Consider the following 19289-nt stretch of genomic DNA (forward strand, 5'->3'; position numbering starts at 1 on the left):
CCCCGCCGGACGCTCGTCCGGCGGGGCCCTGCGCACTTGGTCGGCCGGTCAGCCGAGGTAGGGGCGGTTGAACACGGGCGGGTGGTAGTGCACGTAGCGCCCGGGTGCCTCCCCGGCCCGGCCGGCCGACCGGTTCAGGCCCTCCGGGGTGGCCGAGCCGGACCAGTGCCCGGTCGTCAGCCGCTCCGTCATCGCCGTGATCGCCGCGACCTGCTCGCCGGGCGTGAAGCCGCAGTGCCCGACCGACCGCACGTAACTCTGCCGCAGCAGCGCCGCCTTCCCGGCCCTACGCGCCGCCTCCCCGTACGACTGCTGCTGGGCGACGGTGGAGATCTGGTCGCCGATCGGATTGACCGTGAGCACCGGGATCTCCAGGTCACCGTCGAAGACGATGCCCTTCTCCAGGTACGCCACCGCCGCCGGGTCGGCCCGGATCCTCGGCGCCCGGGCCAGGACCCCGAGGTCGGCGCGGACGTCCAGGCCCGCACGGGAGTACATCTCCCGGACCGTCCGCCGCTGTTCAGGGCTCGCCGACGCGAACTGACGAGCGTAGTCGACGCCTGTGTTCCACGAGGGGTTGCCGCCCGCCAGGGTCTCGATGGACCGCCGACTGCTCATCGCCTGGCCGATGTACGGCTGCGCGCCGCCGGCCAGGGCCAGGTACATGCCCTCCTGCACGGCGTCCGCGTCGCCGGGACCGGGCATCGGCGTCGGCGCGCCGTCGGCGTCCAGGCCCCAGCCCGGCAACTGCCCGATCGCCGCGGCCAGTGCGATCCGGGCCCGGCCCGCAGGGGTCTGCTGGGCGGAGGCCAGCGCCGACCTCCAGCGCGCGGTGGCCTGTTCGGTGTCGGCGGGAATTCCCGTGACCGGGAGCGTGCTGTCGGGGAAGAGCAGGTTCTTCAGCGTGAAGACGGTGTCCAGCTTCTGGTTCCACTGCCCCACGGCGCCGCCGAGACCGCCGCAGAAGGGCACGGCGGCGTCGAAGACGTCAGGGTGGACCTGCGCGGCACCCGCCGACACGAAACCGCCCATCGAGCGCCCGGAGGCGACGGCCCACCGGGGACGGCCGACGCTCTCCTCGAACCGCCCGAGCGCCGAAGCCTGGTTGTCGATGGCCTCGGCGATGCGCCAGCCCGTGACGTCGCGGGTGGTGCCGCCCACGGCATAACCCCGCCCGGTGAGTTCCGCGGTGAGCGGCTCCCCGGCGGGGCGGCTCACGAAGTCGAGGTCGACGATCACCACGCCGTTCCAGCGGTCGGGGACCACGAACCGGTACGGAGTGCCGTCGGCCAACTGCCCACCCGTACAGGTCACGTCGGCGGGACTCCCCACGGGACACGGCGCGCCGCCGCGCGGCCCGGCCTCCGCCGTCGGGGCGGCGAGCGCGGCCACGCCGACAGCCGCCAGGCACACGGCGACAGCGTCGCGCAGCCTTCTCGTTCCCATGGTCCTCCTCGTCGTCATGGTCGTCCTCGTCGTCACGGCGCTCACCGCGCGATCGGCAGGGTGACGGACGATGCGTGCGCGGGCTCGCGGTGCACGGTGTACACGGGGGCCGGGCTCAGCTCGGTGCGGTCGCTCTCGCGCACATCGGCCCCGGTGACGGTCACCCGCAGCCGGTGCCCGGCGGGCACCACCGAGGACAGCGGCAGCATGTCGAAGTCGACGCGTTCCGCGCGGCCCTCGGGCATGGGTTCGGCGTCGCCCGCGTTGCCGCGGTGCCAGGGCGTGCCAAGCACGTCGTAGGGCGCGCGCTGCGTGCTGCGCAGTGCCAGGCGGATCCGACCGTCGGTGAGGATGCGCACGGTGCCGTCCGGGGCGACGTCGGAGAGGTAGGCGAAGACATTGCCGTCGGGTGCGGTGGAGGACAGGTGCAGCGAGACCTCGGGGTGGCCGGTGAGTTCGACGTCGTCCCGCAGGGGAGCCGTGGTGTAGGTCAGCCCCTTCTCGTCCTGCGGGCAGGTCTGGGCGAGCCCGACCGGCTCGGGGCAGCTCACCGAGTAGTCGATCCGGTAGGTGTCACCGGCGCCGTGGCCGCGTGGCCGTGAGCGGTCCAGCGTGCCGTCGTTGACCGAGCCGACGGTGCCGCTGCTGCCGCCGTCCAGGTAGTAGCGGGTCTGGCGGGCACGCGGGTTCGGCGGCCACTGCCGGGCGTCCCGCCACTGTCCCGTGCCGTCGGACGAGCCGGTGTAGTAGTGCACCGGCGGCTCCTGCATGATGCCGTTGTCGACGCCCTTGAGCCAGTAGTCGAAGAACCGGTGCCGCTCGGCGACGATGTCGAAGCCCTCGCTGCCGCAGTGCGGCCACGGGCCGACGAGGACCTTGTGCGGGTTCGACAAGGTCGCCGCGCTGACCAGACTCTCCTTGCGGAAGTCGTCGTCCCAGCCGTCGAAGCTGTAGACGGGGACGCCGGAGCGCTCGATCGCGTCCTTGTAGGTGGCGACGCTGTACTCGTGCCAGGGCCGAGTACCCACCGATGCGACCTCGCTGTCCCGGTAGGGGGCCGCCTGCCACATGTCCTTCAGCGAAGTGTTCGCCTGGTGTTCCGCCACCGCCTGACGCAGCAGCGAGCCGTCGCCGTCCGCGTCGACCGGCAGGTTGCGCAGGTCCTCTTCACGCGTGCGGTTGGGACCGGCCCCCCAGTTGGCCCTGATCCCGCCCCGCTGGAAGGCGTCGTACTTGTGGAAGGAGTAGTTGCCAGCGAAGACGGCCTCGAGATGGGGAGCCCCCACGGTCGCCGCCTGCATCGCCGCGTCGCCCGTGTTGGAACAGCCGAACACACCGACGTGGCCGTCGCTCCAGGACTGAGCGGCCAGCCACTCGGTGACGTCGTAGGCGTCGGACGCCTCCGTGCGGGAGTGATAGCCCGTCATGGTGCCGAAGGAGGCGCCGTTGCCCCGGCGGTCGACGAACGCCACCGTGTAGCCGTATCTGGTGAGTTCGGCCATGCCGCTGGTGACCCCGCGCAGGCTGACCGTGCCGTCCTCGGCGCGTGAGGCCCTGCTGAGCTGGTGCTCCCACACGACGGGGAAGGGACGCTCGACCGCCTTGCCGTCCACGGCGGGACGGTAGAGGTCGACGGCGAGTCGGGTGCCGTCCCGTGTGGGCAGGTACTGCGAGGTGCGCACCCACTCGTCGTAGAGCACGGGGGTGTACCCCGCGTACTCACCGGGGCGGGAGACTCGTTCGTGTGTGCCGGCCACGGCCGGCGCTCCGGCAGCGGTGGTGACCAGGAGAGCCGTGAGTACGGGCGTCAACCGTTTCAGTCTCATTGTCTGCCTTCTCCGTCCAGGCTTCTGAGAACCGGTGTGGGCCTCAGGCATGCCACGCCTGAACACAATGGTCTTGGATCGCATCGAGCGTCAATGATTGTGTCGCCTACTTCTTGTGGCGAGGGTTCGGAGAGCAGAGTGTGTCGTCGCCGACTCGCGCCGCAACAGGCGCAGTTGCGGGCAATTCATCCACCATGCAGTCAGCTCTTCATCCCACCGAACTTCGCTATGTCGCGCAGTAGGCCGATGCGGTGGTCGCCCGACCCGGTCCTCACAGTTGTCGCTGAGGGCGAAGGCCGTCCAGGAAGATGTCCAGGAGTCGATCGGCTGTGACCGCGTGGCCGGACTGGTGGGCGACGGTGAAGATGCCGATCAGGGCGGCTGCGACCTCTTCGGCGGTGACGTCGGGCCGGAGGTCTCCGGCAGTGCGGCCTGCGTCGAGAATCGTCGATATCGCACTCAGCAGCGCGTCCCTGGTCCGGGCGTGGCCGACCGCACCCGACTCGATCAGGGCGGGCAGGGTGTCGAGCATGCCGTTCTTCGTCGCGACCCAGTGTCCGAAGAGGTCCATCCAGCGCCGCATCGCAACGGCCGGGGCTTCGCCGGCGAGCAAGTCGTGGGCGCCCTTCGTGAGGCGGACGACCTGGTCGCGGTAGACGGCCTCCACGAGGGACTCGCGTGTCGGGAAGTGGCGGTAGAGCGTCCCGATGCCCACACCGGCCTCGCGGGCGATGGCGCGCAGGGACGTCTCGGCGCCGGGTGACGCGAGCACGCGGGTCGCGACCTCCAGCAGTTGATCGCGGTTGCGGGCGGCGTCGGCCCGCGTCGCCCGCGGCTTCGAACTGGTCAAACGGATCACGCTCCGGTTATGGTGGATTTTCTAACCGGAGCATAGTCCGTTTCGGATGACGGCCACGACCGCGAGGAAGCGAGCACGACATGCAGCAATACGACGACGCAGGCCGTAACGGCGCGAGCAGGGCCGTTCTGCTCGACTCGTTCGGCGGCCCGGAGGTCCTGTCCCTCAAGGACGTGCCTGAACCTCAGGCGGGCGACGGCCAGATCCGCATCCGCGTGTCAGCAGCCGGGCTGAACCCCATGGACTGGTTCATGACCTCCGACGCCGAGACCGCGGCACGGTTCGGCCTGAGCCTGCCCTGCGGATTCGGGACCGACTACGCCGGAGCCGTGGACCAGGTCGGTGCAGGCGTGAGCGGCTACGCGGTCGGGGACCGCGTGTTCGGGGCGGCCCTGTCCAGGGCGGTCGCCGACCACGTCGTCCTCGACGCGGACGGGAACATCGCCAGCGGCATCGCCCACCACACCCCGGACGGCGTCGACGACCGCACCGCCGCCACGCTTGCGATCGCGGGCAGCACCGCGTCCGCCGCACTCGACGTCCTCGCCCTGGGGCCGGGTGACACGGTCCTGGTCGGCGGCGCGGGCGGTGGAGTCGGCGTGTTCGCGGTCCAGCTGGCACGGATCGCAGGCGCGCGCGTCATCGGGACGGGCTCGCCGTCGTCAGCGGAGTACCTGCGAAGCCTCGGCGCCGAACCGGTGGTGTACGGAGAGGGACTGGCCGACAGGGTTCGCGCCCTCGGTGCGGGCACCGTCACCGCGGCCCTGGACCTGCACGGGACCGACACGGTGCACGTCGCGCGTGATCTGGGAGTCCCGGACGACCGCATCTGCACCATCGCGGGCCAGGTCGACGGCGTTCCTGCCGCCAACGGCGCCAACGCCGCGCCCGCCGCCCTTGCGGACATCGCGCGCCTTGTCGCGGCAGACCGCCTGCGTGTCCCCCTGGCGGCGACCTACCCCGTCGAGAACATCCGCACTGCTGTCGAGCTGCAGGCGACCCGGCATGTCCGCGGGAAGATCGTCATCGACCTGTAGTCCGATCACCACGGGACGGAGGCGATCTGAGGCAAGTGCAGGTCCCCTGATGGCCGCCAGACGGCCCCCGTAGCCGGATATCACGTTGGGTCGCCTGGGCGAAGACCACGCCGCGCTGCCCGGAGCCTGCGGGGGACTGCCGTCGGAGAGGGCGACGGCGACCAGGTGCGGGTCGTGTGTCTGGCCGCAGGTGGGGGCGGGGTCAGGTTCGCGGGGTCGGGAAGGTGACTCCGGTCAGCCGTTCGCTCTGGCGCCACAGCCGGGCGCCCAGGTCGGGACTGTCGGCTCCGGCGGGCAGAGCGGCAGGCTTGGGGGTGCCGGAGGTCTGGTCGCGCCCGGCGGGGCCGAGGAAGCCGCCGTTGGCGGCCGCCGGGTGGGTGGCGGCGTACAGGGAGGGCCAGGCGGCACCGTCGGCGGAACCCATCAGGGTGCGCGCGGCCAGGGCGACGAACAGGCGGCCCATCAGCCCGGCGGAGGTGTGGCGCTGCAGGTTGGTGACGGCCGAGCCCGGATGAACGGCCAGGGCGCGGTGCGCGCTGCCGTCGAGACGGCGGGCGAGTTCCCGGGTGAAGACGATGTTGGCGCGCTTGGACTTCGCATACGCGCTCATCGGACGGTACCCCTGCTCGCTCATCAGGTCGGTGAGGGCGCCCGTGCGCCAAGTGGCGGCGATGGCGCTGACCGTGACGATCCGCGCGTCCGCGGAGCGCATCAGGGCGGGCATCAGGTGGGCGGTCAGGGCGAAGTGGCCGAGGTGGTTGGTGCCGACGGTGAGTTCGAGGCCGTCGCGGGTGGTGCGGCGTTCGGGGACCGCCATGACGCCGGCGTTGTTGACGAGTAGGTCGATCGTCTCCGTGGCGGCGAGCGGGGCAGCCGCGGCGCGGATCGCGGCCAGGTCGCCGAGGTCGAGCTCCACTGTCTCCAGCCGTGCGGTGGGTACGGCCGCGCGCAGGCGGGCGGCGGCTTCCTCCAGGGAATCCGGGCGGCGCCCGGCGAGCAGGACGCGGGCGCTGTGCTGGGCCAGTATCCGTGCGGTGCGGAAACCGATGCCGCTGTTGGCGCCGGTGATCAGTGCGGTCCGGCAGTCGAGGGACGGGATGTCGGCGGGGGACCAGTGTCGGGCGGTCATCACACACTCCTAAATGAATGTTCATTTATTTCTCTCAGCTTGCGCGGGTGGCCCCGACTTGTCAAATGAACGTTCATTAGCGAAGCTGCTGGCATGGCAACGCGTGACCCGGACCGCAAACGGCAGCAACTGATGGACGCGGCCCTGGCCGAGTTCGCCGAGTACGGCGTGGCCGGCGCCCGGGTGGACCGCCTCGCCAAACGCGCCGGCATCAGCCCCGGACTGGTGTACTCGTTCTTCGACGGCAAGGACGGCCTGTTCGAGGCCGTCTACGAAGCAATCGTCGAGCAGACCGTGAACGCCGTGCCCATCGACGCCGACGATCTGCCCGGGTACGCCGCCCGCCTGCACGACGCCGCGGCACAGCACCCGCAAGTGATGCGGTTCCTCGCCTGGTACGCACTCGAGCGCGCCGACCGGCCGGTCCCCGAGGTCGTCGCACGTTCCATGGACGAAAAGACCGCCGCCATCGAGGCGGCACAACAGCGCGGCACCGTCACATCCGACAAGCCGGCCGGTGAGATCCTGGCCCTGGTGCTGTCGCTGGCGAACATGTGGCAGCACCACACTGAGGGCGTCAGTCGCCTGGTGACCGACACACAGCGGCGCACCGTCATCACCGACGCCGTGAGCCGCCTGGTCGCCCCCGGTGGTTGACCGCACCACGTCCGTCGCGCGGGGCGGAGCCGCGGGCGCGCGAGTTCCCCGCTCAGGTCCGCACCGGGGCTCCGGGCGAGGTGCGGCTGCCCGGGGACGGGCGGATCACGGAGTCAGGCCAGGCGCCCCGTGATGGTGGGACGGCCGTCGCCGAGCGGCGGCCGACGGGTCTGCCAGATACACCTAGCGCTTGTCGACGGCGAGTTCGCCGTTCAGGATCACCATGCTGAGATCGCGCAGGTTTCCGATGTCCGCGGTGGGATCGGCGTTCAGTACGAGCAGGTCGGCGCGCTTGCCTCGGGCCACCGTGCCGAGGTCGGGGCGGGCGCACTGCCGCGATGCCCCGCTGGTGCCTGCGGCCAGTACCTGGGTGGGCGTCATCCCGGCCGCGACCATGAGCTCGGCCTCTTCCAGAGTGTTGGCTCCGAACAGACCCCGGCCGCTGAAGGTGTCGCTGCCCAGCGCGATGTGCACCCCGGCCTGGGCGACCTTCTGGAGATTGCCACGCGCGTCCGGGTGGGCATCGTCGATCCAGAGCGTGGGTGTGTAGGTGATGCCGTGTGCGAGCATCAGCTCGATGAGCGAGCGGTCGGTGAGGGGCTCGACGGTGACACCGTGCTCCAGGCCGTCCGCCCCGGCCTCGATTGCCTCGCGTGCCGCGGCTTGCTGAGTGGTGTGGACGGTGACCCGAAGGCCCCGCTCGTGCGCGGTCTCGATACCTGCCCGAAGCAGTGCGAGGGGGAGCCGTTCCAACTCGACGCCATCAGGGAAGGCGGGATTCTGCCAAAGGTATGCCGGCCCGCCGGAGTGTGCGCACGCGCCCTCCGACAGGAGCTTGATCGCGTCCACCCTGTGGTCGGCGAGGTGGTGCACCAGGTCGCGGATCTCCTGCACGCTCTCGACCTCTCCCGTGAAGCGCTCGCGCGCCCAGGGGTTGTCGCCGAAGACGGTTGCGGCGGGGTGTCCGTCACGTCCGGTGATGCCGCAACCGGTTGCCAGCAGCCGCGGGCCACGCAGCGTTCCCTCGGCGATTCTGGCCCGGGTGTCCAGGATCCCGCCCGTCGGATCGCCCACCGACTTGATGGTGGTGACCCCGTGGTCGAGGAACAGCCCGAGCCGCCCCGGGAGCTCGTTCTCCTCGAAGGCCCGCATCGAGTCCGGATCGGAGACCGCGCGTACGTCGTAGAAGTGGACATGAGTGTCGATCAGTCCCGGCATGACCCATCCACCGGCCGCATCGATCTCCTGTCCGCCCCTGAGCGGTTCGGCCGATACGGAAGCGATCTCCGCGCCGTCGACGGCGACGTCATACAGACCGGTGAGCGCCTGGTGGCCGTCGAAGACATGGGCGCGACGGATGACGAGGTCGTAGGTCGCAGGGCCGCGAGCCTCGGCGCTCGCGATCGCTTCGGCGTTCTGGTGCATCGCTCTCACTCCTGGCATGCGAGTAGGTGTTCAGGTCCGGGTGTACGCGGACGGATGGTGCGGCCGTCGCCATCGGCAGCCGGAGGCCCCGGAGCGGCCACACCTCGCCCTAACTGCAACTAAGATGGTTACAGTTAGGGTGTGAGCCATGACACGAGGCGTGCGTACGTCAGTGTCGAATCAGCAGTCCTGCGCTTCGTTGTCGCGGGCCAGTATCTGCTGCAGCAGGGCGGCGATCGTCGTCCGGCCGAGCTGCTCCTCCAGGGCCCGCTCCGCGCTCTGGAACTCGGTTTCGAGCAGGTTGCCGATGTTGCGGCCGATCACACATGCCCCACTGGGCGGATGGGGGTGCCTCGAGAAGATCCGCCCTTCCTCCACGACGGCGTACGCGTCATAGAGCGTGATGTCCCGCGGGCTGCGGGCAAGGGACCAGCCGCCACCCCGCCCCTCGGTGGATCGCACCAGGTGAGCGTCTCGCAAGCGGCCGAGGATGCGCCGCACGAGAACTGGATTGCTTTCGAGGCTGTCCGCGATCTCCGCGGAGGTCAGCGAGCCTCCACGCCGGTGCGCCAGCATCGCAAGCGCGTGAATCGCGACCGCGCTCCTGCTGCTGAGCCCAGCCATCTCCGCCCCTTGTCGCCGCCGGTTAACTGTCACCAACTTAGTTGCAGATAATTCGACGGTCAACCGAGCTGTCCGGGCGGGCGCCGGACCTGAGCAGCCGGGGGAGACGGGACGGGGCGTCATCAGCGACTCCCCGGTGGGCGGCGCGTCGGTACGCAGGTGCGGAGGTGGCGGCGCGTCGGTACGGAGGTGCGGAGGCGTGGCGGTGCGGGCGAGCGGAGAGCACACCCGCACCAGTCGCCCTCGACGAATGGGAGTCCGGTCCCGTGGAACCGGTGCGCGTCAGGGCTGAATGGTTTCCAGGTCCTGGAGGAGGCTGGGGTGGGTCGGCTGCCATCCGAGGGCATCGCGGGTGTGGGCGCTGGTCGCCGGCTGGTCCATGGCGAAGATCGGGCCGAACGGGCCGAACTGCTCCTGGGGAACCTCCTCGACCGGCAGGCCCAGGCGTCGGCCGACGACTGCGGCGATGTCCCGCACCGCGTCGCCCTCGTCGGCGACGGCGTGCCAGGCCGTCCCGGCCGGTGCGGACTCGAGGGCCAGCCGGAACAGGACGGCTGCGTCGAGCGCGTGCACGGCCGGCCAGCGCTGGGTGCCGTCGCCCGGATAGCCGGCCACCCCGGTGCGGCGTGCCTGATCGGTCAGCAGGCCGGCGAATCCGCCCTGGCCCTGGTTGTGGACCGTGCGCGGCATGCGGACCGCCGTGCTGCGCACACCGCGCGAGGCGAGGTCGAGCAGCGCGTTGACGGAGCGGCCCCGGCCGCCCACCGGCCCGTCGGTCGGCAGCGGATCGGCTTCGGTGGAGGCGCGTCCCGGCACCCAGGGCGTGCCGGAGACCGTGACGATCGGGCGGTCGCTTCCGATGAGTTCCTGCCCCAGCGTGGCGAGAGCGGCGCTCTCCTCGGCGATGGCCTGCGCGAGGGCGTCCGGGCTCCCGTAGTCGCGCCCGAACGCCAGACTGATCACGCCGTCGCACTGCCCCGCGCCGGACCGCAGGACGTCGAGGTCTGCCAGGTCTCCTCGGAGCACCTTGGCGCCGACGCGCTCCAGGGTCTGCGCGGAGCGGTCCGAGCGCGCCAGTGCGAGAACGGTGTGGCCGTTACCGAGGAGTTCGGCGACGACGGCGGAGCCGATGGTCCCAGTACCGCCGGTGACGAAGACATGCATGAGCTCTCCCTGAAAGTGATGGGACACTTGTCCCATCACTGACTGTACACCGGTGATGGGACAAGTGTCCCATCACCTATCCTGGTCGCATGGCTAGATGGCAACCGGGGGCGACCCAGCGACTCGTCGTTGCGGCCGTCGACCTGTTCACCGAGCAGGGGTACGACGCCACCACGGTGGCGCAGATCGCCGAGCGCGCCGGCGTCACCAAGAGCACCTTCTTCCGGCACTTCTCCGACAAGCGTGAGCTACTGGTCGCCGGCCAGGAGACGCTCAGCAGGCTGCTCGCCGACGGCATCACCGAGGCACCCGCGAGCGCCAGCCCGCTCCAGGCGGTGGCAGCCGGTCTCGAACGCGCGTCGAGCGCCATGGGACCGGCGAACCGCGAACTCGGACCTCGCCTCAAGGCAGCCGTGGCGGCCAGCACCGAACTGCAAGAGCGCGACGCACTCAAGAGCGTCGGTCTGGCGGCCGCCATGACGGCCGCGCTCATCGCCCGCGGTGTCCCCGAACCGACCGCGCACCTGGCGGGCGAGCTGGGAGTGCTCGCGTTCAAGCGGGGATACGCCCAGTGGTCCGAAAGCGATCGCGATGACGCAGAAGGGCTCGCGCCACACGCACTGGCGGCCCTGGAGGACCTGCGTGCGGCAACTGCATCGCTGGGCTGATCCGCGCAGCTCAGCTGTCGGCGCCAGGCGCACTGCGGCGCCCGTCGACCGATGGCCGCCTCGCCGTCTCACGGCGAACCGGCCTGCGCCGGTGTGGGCCGTGGACGGGACCGGCTCACACCGCCGCCTCAACGGCTTGCCATGTCGGCCGGGATGACGAACCCGTACATCCGTTTGATCGCAGCCGCGACCGCGGACAGGTTCTGCGCGCGGAGGTCCGGCGCGGCAGCGTTTGTCCACGTAGTGAGGCGAAGCCCAGGGGCTTGATAGTTAACGTAGCAACAGTTAGCGTGTTAACTATGAACGGATCGAGCAGAGAGAGCACGCTGGAGCTGATGCGGTGGGTCGTGTGGGGGCAGCGGCGCGTCGCGGAAGACTGGATACGGGAACGCGGCCTCACGCACGAGCAGAGTGCCGTGCTGGCATACCTCTCGAAGAACCCGGACGCCATTCAGCGTGACGTCGCGCGGGCCATGCGCACCAGTGCGCCGAGCGTCTCGCGGCTCCTGGCCGGACTCGAGCGGCGCGGACTCGTGGAGCGTCAGGCGCAGGAGAGTGACACGCGTAGCCGCCGGGTGCGTGTCACTGAGGCGGGCTCCGAGCTGATCCAAGGATTCGAAGAGGCCATGGACCGCATCGAGGAGTCGATCCTCGCGCCGCTCGGCGCCGAGGGGCAGGCGCGGCTCCATGAATTGCTCGAACAGCTCGTGTCCCGGATCGAGCCACCCAGCTCTCCCTGACCCGGCCTGCTGCTCCGCACAGCGGCCGGGAGCCTCGCGGGCAAGACCTCAGTAAGGAATACAGGTATGACCCAGATCACGATCATCGGTGCCGGTCTTGCGGGACTGACACTGGCACGAACCCTGGCGGTTCATGGAATCCCGTCCACGGTGTACGAAGCGGAGGCGTCTGCTCAGGCCCGGGGCCAGGGCGGCATGCTCGACATCCACGACTACAACGGTCAGCACGGGATCCGTGCTGCCGGCCTGATGGACGGCTTCCGGTCCCTCGTCCTCGAAGGCCGCCAGGCGTCCCGTGACGTGGCACCTGACGGCACCATTCTGGCGGACCGGCCCGATGACCCCGCCGGAGGCCGCCCCGAGGTGCAACGTGGCGAACTTCGGCAGTTGCTGCTGGAATCCCTGCCTCCCGGCACGGTTGTCTGGGGTCACAGGACTCGGAGCGTCCGGACCCTCGCTGACGGTCGTCACGAAGTGACCTTTGCCAACGGATCGACGATCGGCACCGACATCCTCGTCGGTGCCGACGGCGCCTGGTCGAAGGTCCGGCCGCTGCTGTCCGATGCCACGCCCGCCTATGCCGGACGCTCGATGATCGAGACGTACCTGTATGAGAGCGACACCCGGCACCCTGCCACCCTGGCGCTGGTCGGCGGCGGATCGATGACCGCCTACGACGAAACCACCCGTATCGGTCTCGGCGTGCAGCGCGAGCGCGCGGACACCCTGCACTCCTACGCCATGTTCGACCAGCCGCTCGACTGGTTCCACGGCATCGACTTCAATGACGGCCCTGCGGCCGCCCGTATGGTCGCGGCGATGTTCGAAGGGTGGGCGCCGGAGCTTGTCGCCCTGGTGGCGGACAGCGACATCCCTCCGATCTTCCGTCCCTTGTACGGGCTACCGACCGGACACCGCTGGGAACATGTACCCGGAGTCACCCTCATCGGAGACGCCGCCCACCTGGCACCGCCGGACGGCGAAGGAGCGAACTGGGCACTCTTCGACGCAGGCCAGCTCGGCAACGCCATCGCCCAACAGCCCAAGAACGTCGATGCGGCCATCCGCGCCTACGAAGCCGCGCTCTTCCCACGGAACATCGACACGGCGACCGCCGCCGCGGCCTACTACCCCGAATTCAAACCGCACTGACCCACAGCAACTGGACAGCCTGAAATCCACCGCAGGCGTCGGACGTGGCGGTACGTGATCAGGCAGACGGCGAGACCAAGGACGCCTCGCTGATGCCGTCGCGTCGTTCCCAGCGGACGCGCAGGCGGCGGCACGTGTCGTGGTCGCAGCCGCGGTCGACGGGGTGCCCTGGCCCTCGACGATGACGTGGTGCTTGCTGCCCGGCCGTACTCAATCGACTGGGCTCGGCCCGCTTTTGGTCCCCGCCGGACGGCCCGCACGTGCGAGGAGTGATCACCGCCCGCTCCCAGTCCAGCCGGTTCTTCGACGGCAGCTCGTTCAGCAGCAGCTGGTGGTGCTGACCACAGTTCACCCGACACGGGGTGGCCGTGCTTCAGGGGGTGACGATGGGAAAGTCGGGGTCGCCGGGGTCGAGGATCGATGCGAGGCGGTTCAGGACGGAAGCGTCCCCTTCCACCTGTACGCCTGCGTCATCCAGGTTCTGCGCGTCGAGGCCGGAGGCGATCAGAGAGGACAGGGCTTCGACGGTGGTGGTGAGGGTGACGTCGGCGGCCGTGTGCTGGGGCGCGGCGGTGTAGCTGAGCACGCCGTTGGTCAGGCGGAGCCGGTAGCAGTCGCTTGTGCCGCTGAGGCGGACATCGATGGCGGCCTTCAGGTCCCACGCTTTGGGTCCGTCGATCTGAATGGCCAGGGCGTCGAACAGCATGGTCGGCGTGAGGTGGGCAACGATGTCCGGGGCCGCGGTGACGGTGGGGGTGCCGAACTGTCCCTCGCGCAGTTCGGTGGTGCCGGAGAGGTAGAAGTTGCGCCAAGTCCCGTTCTCCGCGCCGTAGCCGAGCTGCTCGAAGGTGTCCGCGAGCAGGTCGTGTGCCGCCGTGTGGCCGGGCTCGGCGAAGACGACGTGACTGAGTACCTCGGCCGCCCACCGGTAGTCGCCCGCTTCGAACGCCTCGCGTCCCTTCTCCACCACGGCGTCGGCGCCGCCCATGCACGCGACGTAGCGCCGGCCGGCCTCGACTGGCGGATGCTGCCACAGATGTGCCGGGTTGCCGTCGAACCAGCCCATGTAACGCTGGTAGAGGGCTTTGAGGTTGTGGCTGACCGATCCGTAGTAGCCGCGGGCGTGCCAGGCGTTCTCCAGGGCGGGCGGCAGTGTCAGGTACTCGGCGATCTCGGTTCCGGTCCAGCCCTTGTTGATCAGACGCAGCGACTGATCGTGAAGGTAGCCGTACAGGTCTCGCTGCAGTTCCAGGAACGCGATGACGCGTTCGTGGCCCCAGGTCGGCCAGTGGTGCGAGGCGAACACCACGTCGGTGGTCCCGCCGAACAGATCGATCGACTCGGTCAGCGCGTGGGACCAGGCATGCGGGTCCCGGACGACCGCACCGCGCAGTGTCAGCAGATTGTGCAGCGTGTGCGTGGCGTCCTCTGCGGCGCACAGCGCCCGGAAGTCGGGGAAGTGGACGAGGAGCTCCGCCGGTGCCTCGGTGTTCGGTGCCATCTGGAAGACCATGCGGATGCCGTCGACGACCTCTTCCTGCCCCGTCCCGGTGACGGTTACGGTCGGTGGGATCAGCGTGACCGTGCCGGTGGAGGTGGTCTGCCCGAGACCGGCACCGACGGCCCCGCGCGGACCGCGGGCGAGCGCGGCTCCGTACATGTATGCGGCGCGCCGGCCCATCGCGGTGCCCGCATACACGTTCTCGGCCACCGCATGCTCGGTGAAGCCCTCCGGAGCGATGACTGGCACCCGCCCGGCGTCGACGTCCTGCTGGGTGGTGACGCCCTTGACGCCGCCGAAGTGGTCGACGTGCGAGTGCGTGTACAGGACACCCGTCACCGGACGATCGCCGCGGTACTCACGGTAGAGGGCCAGGGCCGCAGCGGCCGTCTCCGTGGAGATCAGGGGATCGATGACCAGCACACCGCCGGTGCCCTCGACGAAGGTGACGTTCGACAGGTCCAGGCCTCGCACCTGGTAGATGCCCTCGACCACCTCGAACAGCCCTTGCTCGGCGACAAGCTTGGACTGACGCCACAGGCTCGGGTTGACCGTGTCGGGGGCGTCGCCCTCGAGGAAGGCAAAGGTGCCGGAGTCCCACACGGTGCCGCCGTCCTCGCCCGTGACGGTGCCGGGTACACGTCGGGCGATCAAGCCGCGCGTTGCGTCCTCGAGATCCTGTGCGTCCGAGAACGGGAGACGGTCACGTAGTTCTGCCTGCTGCCGGGCGATGAACGGCTGGGCGCTCTTCGACGTCGAGGTCATAGCCACACATTCACACCATTTCTCTTCAAACGCTGACCCCGACTCGCCCGCACCACTCGACCTCAGGTACTCCTCACACGTTCCGCTGTGTCTTCGGGCCGGGGCGGTCGGCCTGATGCCCGGCCGGTCCCTTCCTGCATCGACGGCATCGTTTCCCCCTTCACGCTCACTGTCTCGTGCCCCGCACGCCGCGGCTCGCTGCCCGGGCGCCCCGAGCCAGTTCCTCTTCGCAGGCGCCCCATGGGGTGCTGAGCCCGCTCGGGCCCGGGGCTCACGGGAGGAGGAACTGGTGTGTCATCGGTTGTCGGCAGCAGTGCCGGATGCGGACTTCACATGTGCGGAGCGGTCGTTGGCCCGGTCAGCGGCAGGAGACCGTGTTCAAGGGGGCTCGCTGAATTTTCAGGAGAAGACGACGGAACGGAGGAGCAGGCGGTCGCCCGCGCTCTTCCCGGGCGGCAGGACGTAGTGCGGGCCTTCGCAGTCGGCGTCGAGGAAGACAGTAGCGGTGGCGTCCGTGTAGTTCTGGGGTGCCCGTGAGGCGGCCCCGGGACGGGCTTGCGGCGTCGGGAGGTCGATGCACTCGCCGCTGTCGGGGTGGTTGAGGAAGCCGACGGCCTCGTAGCCCTCGTCGGTGGTGTAGGTGTAGCGGAACTGGCCGGTCGCGGCCGATGCGGGGCCCGGCAGGGCCACGAGCAGAGCCAGTGCGCCGGCGGCGGCGCCGAAGGCCGCGGTGGCGGAGCGAAGGAACATCTGAGCAGTCACCTCTCGTGAATGATGGCCTGGTCAGGAGCAGCGATGCCCTGCCCTCCCAGCCCTACGCGTGTCGTCCTCCTATCGGGTTTGGTGAATCGATTCCGTTCACCCGTTCGGCCCACGCCGGCGACGTGCAAATGGTGCGCGTGGAGAGTGCAGTCAGCGCTTGTGTGACCCATCAACCAGCGGAAGGTCCTTCAGCCCGCGCTGCACGTCGGTCTGCACGACCACCACCATCACCGTGCACCGCCGACCACAGCAGTGAACGGAATTCCGTCAGGAGCTGCTACCGGACGGGCGCTACGACGAGGCCCGGGGAACCGGCGCAGCGCGTACACCGGCCGGTACACGGTGACCGGCAACCACCTGGACTACGTCGACGACACCGGCTTCACCGCCACCGGAGTCCTGCGGGACGGCGTGCTCCACCACGAACACCTCGTGCTGTACCGCGAGCTGGGGCCCGCATGAGCGGAACCGGTGCCGTGCACTCGGGCGGCCACAGGGCCTCGGGGGTCAGCCGGTCGGCGTCACCAGCTCCGCGTTGGCCCGCTCGGTGACCAGGGCAAGGACGCGCCCGGCGGCGGCCAGGTCGTCGGCCGGTATCCCGCCCCAGATGCGGGCGGTGTAGGGGACGGTCTCCGCGCCGACGGCGGCCAACAGTTCGTGCCCCGCGTCCGTGGCGCAAAGGTGCGGGCCGTCGGCGACGAGCAGCCGCGCGGCCAGTAGCTCGTCGATGGTGGCGCGTATACCGGTCGTGTCGCTCTTGAGGGAGCTCCGGACCTGGGCGACGAGATCGTCCGGCGTCTGCGGGGCGTCGGCGGTGACGGCGGCACGCAGGGCGACCTGCTGCTGGAACGTCACGCCATGCCGGGCCAGGACCTGCTCCAGGACGCCGCGGGCGGCGTAGTGGGCCAGGGCGAGGGCGCGAGAGTCGGCAGCGGGTGCGGTGGTGGTCATGGTGTGGTCCTCCGAGTGCGCTCGTGGTGCGGCGGGGATGGGGCGAGGGGCACGTCGAGCAAGGCCGTCAGTTCGTCGGTGAACGCGCCCGTCCGAGGGGCGTCGAGGCCGCCGAGTGGCTCCAGCAGCTGCTCGAGGAGTTCCCGGACGACCACGATGGCCTGCCGCGTGACGGTCTGCCCCTCCTCGGTGAGAGAGAGCTGGACCGCGCGCGGGTCGCGTGGGTCGCGGGTGCGCTCGATCAGTCCGGCCGAGTCCAGGGCTCGGGCGAGCTTCGAGACGTACAGCGCCTCCAGACCGGTGTGGTCGGCGAGCCGACGCTGACTGGGCCGCTCTCCGCCACGCTGCATTCCGTGCAGCGACGCGACCAGTACGTACTGCGCGTGGGTGAGTCCCAGCGGAGCCACCGCGCGGTCGACCGCGACGCGCCACTTGTTGGCGAGCCGCCACACCAGGTAACCGGGCGTGGGGCCCGTCGAACCTTTGCTCATGACAAATACAGTACATGGCTACTATCGCCATGGCTACTATATGGCTCCAGCTGGACACCACACCGATGACCACTGACCAGCAGTACCCGCCGCCCGCGTCCAAATCTCCAGCGACCGGCGTGCAGTTGAAGCACACCGCCGTGTACGCGAAGGGACGATCCGATCCAGTCGCAGCACTACGCCGCCCCGTCCCGGACGAGCGGTCCGACGCCGTCATCTCCCGTCTGGAGATGCTCGACGTCACCTACTACGCCGACCTACGTCGACGACCCGGACCGGCACAACACGGAGGTCATGACCCGGCCCTACGCCCGCCCTCAGGGCCCGAGCAGCTCGGCGAAGACAGTCCCATGCGATCGGCGGTGGCGGGGGCAAGCGCCCAAGGGCGCCGCCGTCGCGGCAGCGGGCAGTGTGGTGGGGAGGGGCCTCAGGCCCGGCTTCCTCACGGCCGATGCACAGGCGAGTCCCCGAGCACCGAGAAGTGGTGTGACCGGGGCGATCCCGTTCCTGGAGGGCGCCTTCGCACCGGTCACCGGGGAGCTGACCACCTTCGGCCTTGACGTCGTCGGGCGCATCCCGCACGACCTGGACGGCCGTTACCTGCGGAACGCGCTCGGCGTCGAGGACGTCCGCGCACACCACTGGGTGCTCGGTGACGGAATGGTGCACGGCGTCCGGCTGCGCGGCGGGCGCGCGGAGTGGCACCGCAACCGCTGGGTGCGGTCTTCGCAGGTGACGGCGAAGCTGGGTGAGACCCACCCGGGCCGGGTGCCGCCGGACGACTTCGCGTGCAACACGCACGTGATCCCGTACAAGGGCCGCATCCTGGCGATGCAGGAAGGCGGGCCGCTGCCGTACGAACTGGACGGCGAACTCGGCACCGTGGGCCCGTACGACTTCCGCTCCACACTCAAGGGCGCCCTTGCCGCGCACACCAAGTACGACGCGGCGGCCGACGAACTGCACGCGATCGCGTACTACCCCACCTGGGACCACGTGCGTCACATCGTGGTCGATCGAACCGGCAGGGCAAGGCCGGCCAGGCGGATCCCCGTCGCGGACGCGCCGATGATGCACGACTTCGCGCTCACCGAGAAGTGGGCACTCATCACCACGATGACCCGGCGGCTCACCCGCAAAAGCCCGCACCAACTGGACCAAAACGGTCGGGCCAGCAGGTTAGCCGCTGGTCGTCCACGCCAAAATCAAGGGATACCTCCTCATCGGCCGGCCAGCCCAAGCTGGATGGATGCCGCGTCGACCGTCTGCGCCAGCAGGACTGCGATGGTCATGGGGCCGACCCCGCCGGGGACCGGCGTGATCAAGCGGGCACGAGTGCGGGCAGTGTCGAAGTCGACGTCGCCCACGTTGCCGGGGTTGTATCCGGCATCGATCACGACGGCCCCCGGCTTGATGTCTTCGCCTCGAACAAGCCGAGGCCGTCCCACGGCCGCCACAACAACGTCCGCTTCCTGCACGATCGCGGCCAGATCGGTCGTACGGGAATGGCAGTAGGTGACAGTGGCGTCCCGGGCGAGCAAGAGCATTCCGACGGGCTTGCCGAGGATCGCACTGCGACCCACGACAACGGCGCGCTGACCTGCAAGATCGACCTCATACTCGTCCAAGAGCCGCATGATCCCGCCCGGGGTGCACGACGCGAATCCAGGCAGTCCGAAGCTCATCGCCCCGAAGGAGCGCATCGTGACCCCGTCGACGTCCTTCTCCGGCGCGATGGCCTCGAATGCCGCCCGCTCATCGATGTGAGGGCCTACGGGGTGCTGAAGCAGGATGCCGTGCACTCCGGCGTCCTGCGAGAGGGACTGGAGGGTCTCCACCAGCTCAGCGGTTGTAGTGGTGGCCGGCAGGCTGACATGTCGGGACTCGATGCCCGCCTTCGCGCAACGGGCCCGCTTCATCCGGACATACGTCACCGAAGCCGGGTCCTCACCTACCAGCACCGTTGCGAGGCAGGGCGTCACGCCGACACGTCGCGCAAGTTCTGCCGCCTTGCTCGACGTCTCCTCAACGATGCGTCGGGCAAGGCCAACGCCGTCCATGAGCCGGGCTGTCTGTGTCTGGGACATGGTCG

General features: G+C 69.9%; 17 protein-coding genes and 2 pseudogenes. 7 read left to right on the forward strand and 12 right to left on the reverse strand.

What is annotated here, in order from left to right; translation table 11 throughout:
• Nucleotides 1-48: 48 nt before the first annotated feature.
• The 3 genes from K7854_RS22750 to K7854_RS22760 all read right to left on the reverse strand — a co-directional run bounded on the left by K7854_RS22750 (nucleotide 49) and on the right by K7854_RS22760 (nucleotide 4122).
• Nucleotides 49-1446, reverse strand: a complete 1398-nt coding sequence (locus tag K7854_RS22750) for an alpha/beta hydrolase family protein (protein ID WP_226028399.1) — start codon at nucleotides 1444-1446, stop codon at nucleotides 49-51.
• A 41-nt stretch (nucleotides 1447-1487) separates the two neighbouring features.
• Complete coding sequence (locus K7854_RS22755) at nucleotides 1488-3203, reverse strand: CocE/NonD family hydrolase (protein ID WP_226028400.1); 1716 nt, start codon at nucleotides 3201-3203, stop codon at nucleotides 1488-1490.
• 340 nt (nucleotides 3204-3543) lie between these two features.
• Nucleotides 3544-4122, reverse strand: coding sequence for a TetR/AcrR family transcriptional regulator (locus K7854_RS22760; RefSeq protein WP_226028401.1), 579 nt, complete (start codon nucleotides 4120-4122; stop codon nucleotides 3544-3546).
• 89 nt (nucleotides 4123-4211) lie between these two features.
• On the opposite strand from K7854_RS22760, the gene K7854_RS22765 reads away from it, so the two are divergent.
• Nucleotides 4212-5168 (forward strand): NADP-dependent oxidoreductase, encoded by a 957-nt coding sequence (locus tag K7854_RS22765; RefSeq protein WP_226028402.1) that lies wholly within the window; start codon nucleotides 4212-4214, stop codon nucleotides 5166-5168.
• 202 nt (nucleotides 5169-5370) lie between these two features.
• Here the strand turns inward: K7854_RS22765 and K7854_RS22770 are convergent, their stop codons facing one another.
• Nucleotides 5371-6297, reverse strand: a complete 927-nt coding sequence (locus K7854_RS22770; protein ID WP_226028403.1) for an oxidoreductase — start codon at nucleotides 6295-6297, stop codon at nucleotides 5371-5373.
• Between the two features lie 93 nt (nucleotides 6298-6390).
• Here K7854_RS22770 and K7854_RS22775 point away from each other — a divergent pair, with 93 nt between their 5' ends.
• A complete protein-coding gene (locus K7854_RS22775) occupies nucleotides 6391-6954 on the forward strand; it encodes a TetR family transcriptional regulator (RefSeq protein ID WP_226028404.1) in 564 nt (187 codons plus the stop codon).
• 183 nt (nucleotides 6955-7137) lie between these two features.
• On the opposite strand, the gene K7854_RS22780 is transcribed toward K7854_RS22775, so the two are convergent.
• The 3 genes from K7854_RS22780 to K7854_RS22790 form a co-directional block, all read right to left on the reverse strand.
• Entirely contained in the window at nucleotides 7138-8379 is a 1242-nt protein-coding gene (locus K7854_RS22780; protein ID WP_226028405.1) for an amidohydrolase family protein, read from the reverse strand.
• A 180-nt stretch (nucleotides 8380-8559) separates the two neighbouring features.
• Nucleotides 8560-9003, reverse strand: a complete 444-nt coding sequence (locus K7854_RS22785; RefSeq protein WP_226028406.1) for an RrF2 family transcriptional regulator — start codon at nucleotides 9001-9003, stop codon at nucleotides 8560-8562.
• 282 nt (nucleotides 9004-9285) lie between these two features.
• The gene (locus tag K7854_RS22790) at nucleotides 9286-10167 is read right to left on the reverse strand and encodes an SDR family oxidoreductase (protein WP_226028407.1); all 882 of its coding nucleotides are present in this window, start codon (nucleotides 10165-10167) and stop codon (nucleotides 9286-9288) included.
• Nucleotides 10168-10256: 89 nt separating this feature from the next.
• On the opposite strand from K7854_RS22790, the gene K7854_RS22795 reads away from it, so the two are divergent.
• From K7854_RS22795 to K7854_RS22805, 3 genes are all read left to right on the forward strand, one after another.
• Nucleotides 10257-10835 (forward strand): TetR/AcrR family transcriptional regulator, encoded by a 579-nt coding sequence (locus K7854_RS22795; protein ID WP_226028408.1) that lies wholly within the window; start codon nucleotides 10257-10259, stop codon nucleotides 10833-10835.
• A gap of 299 nt (nucleotides 10836-11134) precedes the next feature.
• Entirely contained in the window at nucleotides 11135-11575 is a 441-nt protein-coding gene (locus K7854_RS22800) for a MarR family winged helix-turn-helix transcriptional regulator (RefSeq protein WP_226028409.1), read from the forward strand.
• A 66-nt stretch (nucleotides 11576-11641) separates the two neighbouring features.
• Nucleotides 11642-12727 carry an FAD-dependent oxidoreductase gene (locus tag K7854_RS22805; protein WP_226028410.1) on the forward strand — a complete coding sequence of 362 codons (1086 nt, stop codon included), beginning with the start codon at nucleotides 11642-11644 and terminating at the stop codon, nucleotides 12725-12727.
• Nucleotides 12728-13100: 373 nt separating this feature from the next.
• Here the strand turns inward: K7854_RS22805 and K7854_RS22810 are convergent, their stop codons facing one another.
• Both K7854_RS22810 and K7854_RS22815 read right to left on the reverse strand, forming a co-directional pair.
• On the reverse strand, nucleotides 13101-14993 hold the full coding sequence (locus tag K7854_RS22810; RefSeq protein ID WP_226028411.1) for an alkyl/aryl-sulfatase: 1893 nt from the start codon (nucleotides 14991-14993) through the stop codon (nucleotides 13101-13103).
• Nucleotides 14994-15392: 399 nt separating this feature from the next.
• On the reverse strand, nucleotides 15393-15743 hold the full coding sequence (locus K7854_RS22815) for a hypothetical protein (protein WP_226028412.1): 351 nt from the start codon (nucleotides 15741-15743) through the stop codon (nucleotides 15393-15395).
• Nucleotides 15744-16029: 286 nt separating this feature from the next.
• On the opposite strand from K7854_RS22815, the pseudogene K7854_RS22820 reads away from it, so the two are divergent.
• Nucleotides 16030-16217, forward strand: a pseudogene (locus tag K7854_RS22820) (Atu4866 domain-containing protein).
• Nucleotides 16218-16262: 45 nt separating this feature from the next.
• On the opposite strand, the gene K7854_RS22825 reads toward K7854_RS22820, so the two are convergent.
• Both K7854_RS22825 and K7854_RS22830 read right to left on the reverse strand, forming a co-directional pair.
• Nucleotides 16263-16706: a winged helix DNA-binding protein gene (locus K7854_RS22825; RefSeq protein WP_226028413.1), complete on the reverse strand. Its 444-nt coding sequence runs from the start codon at nucleotides 16704-16706 to the stop codon at nucleotides 16263-16265.
• A complete protein-coding gene (locus K7854_RS22830; protein ID WP_226028414.1) occupies nucleotides 16703-17197 on the reverse strand; it encodes a MarR family winged helix-turn-helix transcriptional regulator in 495 nt (164 codons plus the stop codon). Before K7854_RS22830 ends, K7854_RS22825 begins: the two co-directional genes overlap by 4 nt.
• Before the next feature lie 294 nt (nucleotides 17198-17491).
• On the opposite strand from K7854_RS22830, the pseudogene K7854_RS22835 reads away from it, so the two are divergent.
• Nucleotides 17492-18310 (forward strand): annotated as a pseudogene (locus tag K7854_RS22835) (carotenoid oxygenase family protein); the annotation flags it as partial.
• A gap of 107 nt (nucleotides 18311-18417) precedes the next feature.
• On the opposite strand, the gene K7854_RS22840 reads toward K7854_RS22835, so the two are convergent.
• Complete coding sequence (locus K7854_RS22840; RefSeq protein WP_226028415.1) at nucleotides 18418-19284, reverse strand: bifunctional 5,10-methylenetetrahydrofolate dehydrogenase/5,10-methenyltetrahydrofolate cyclohydrolase; 867 nt, start codon at nucleotides 19282-19284, stop codon at nucleotides 18418-18420.
• Nucleotides 19285-19289: the final 5 nt, after the last annotated feature.

Origin of the sequence: Streptomyces hyderabadensis (assembly GCF_020404845.1) — a bacterium.
GTDB classification, from domain to species: domain Bacteria; phylum Actinomycetota; class Actinomycetes; order Streptomycetales; family Streptomycetaceae; genus Streptomyces; species Streptomyces hyderabadensis.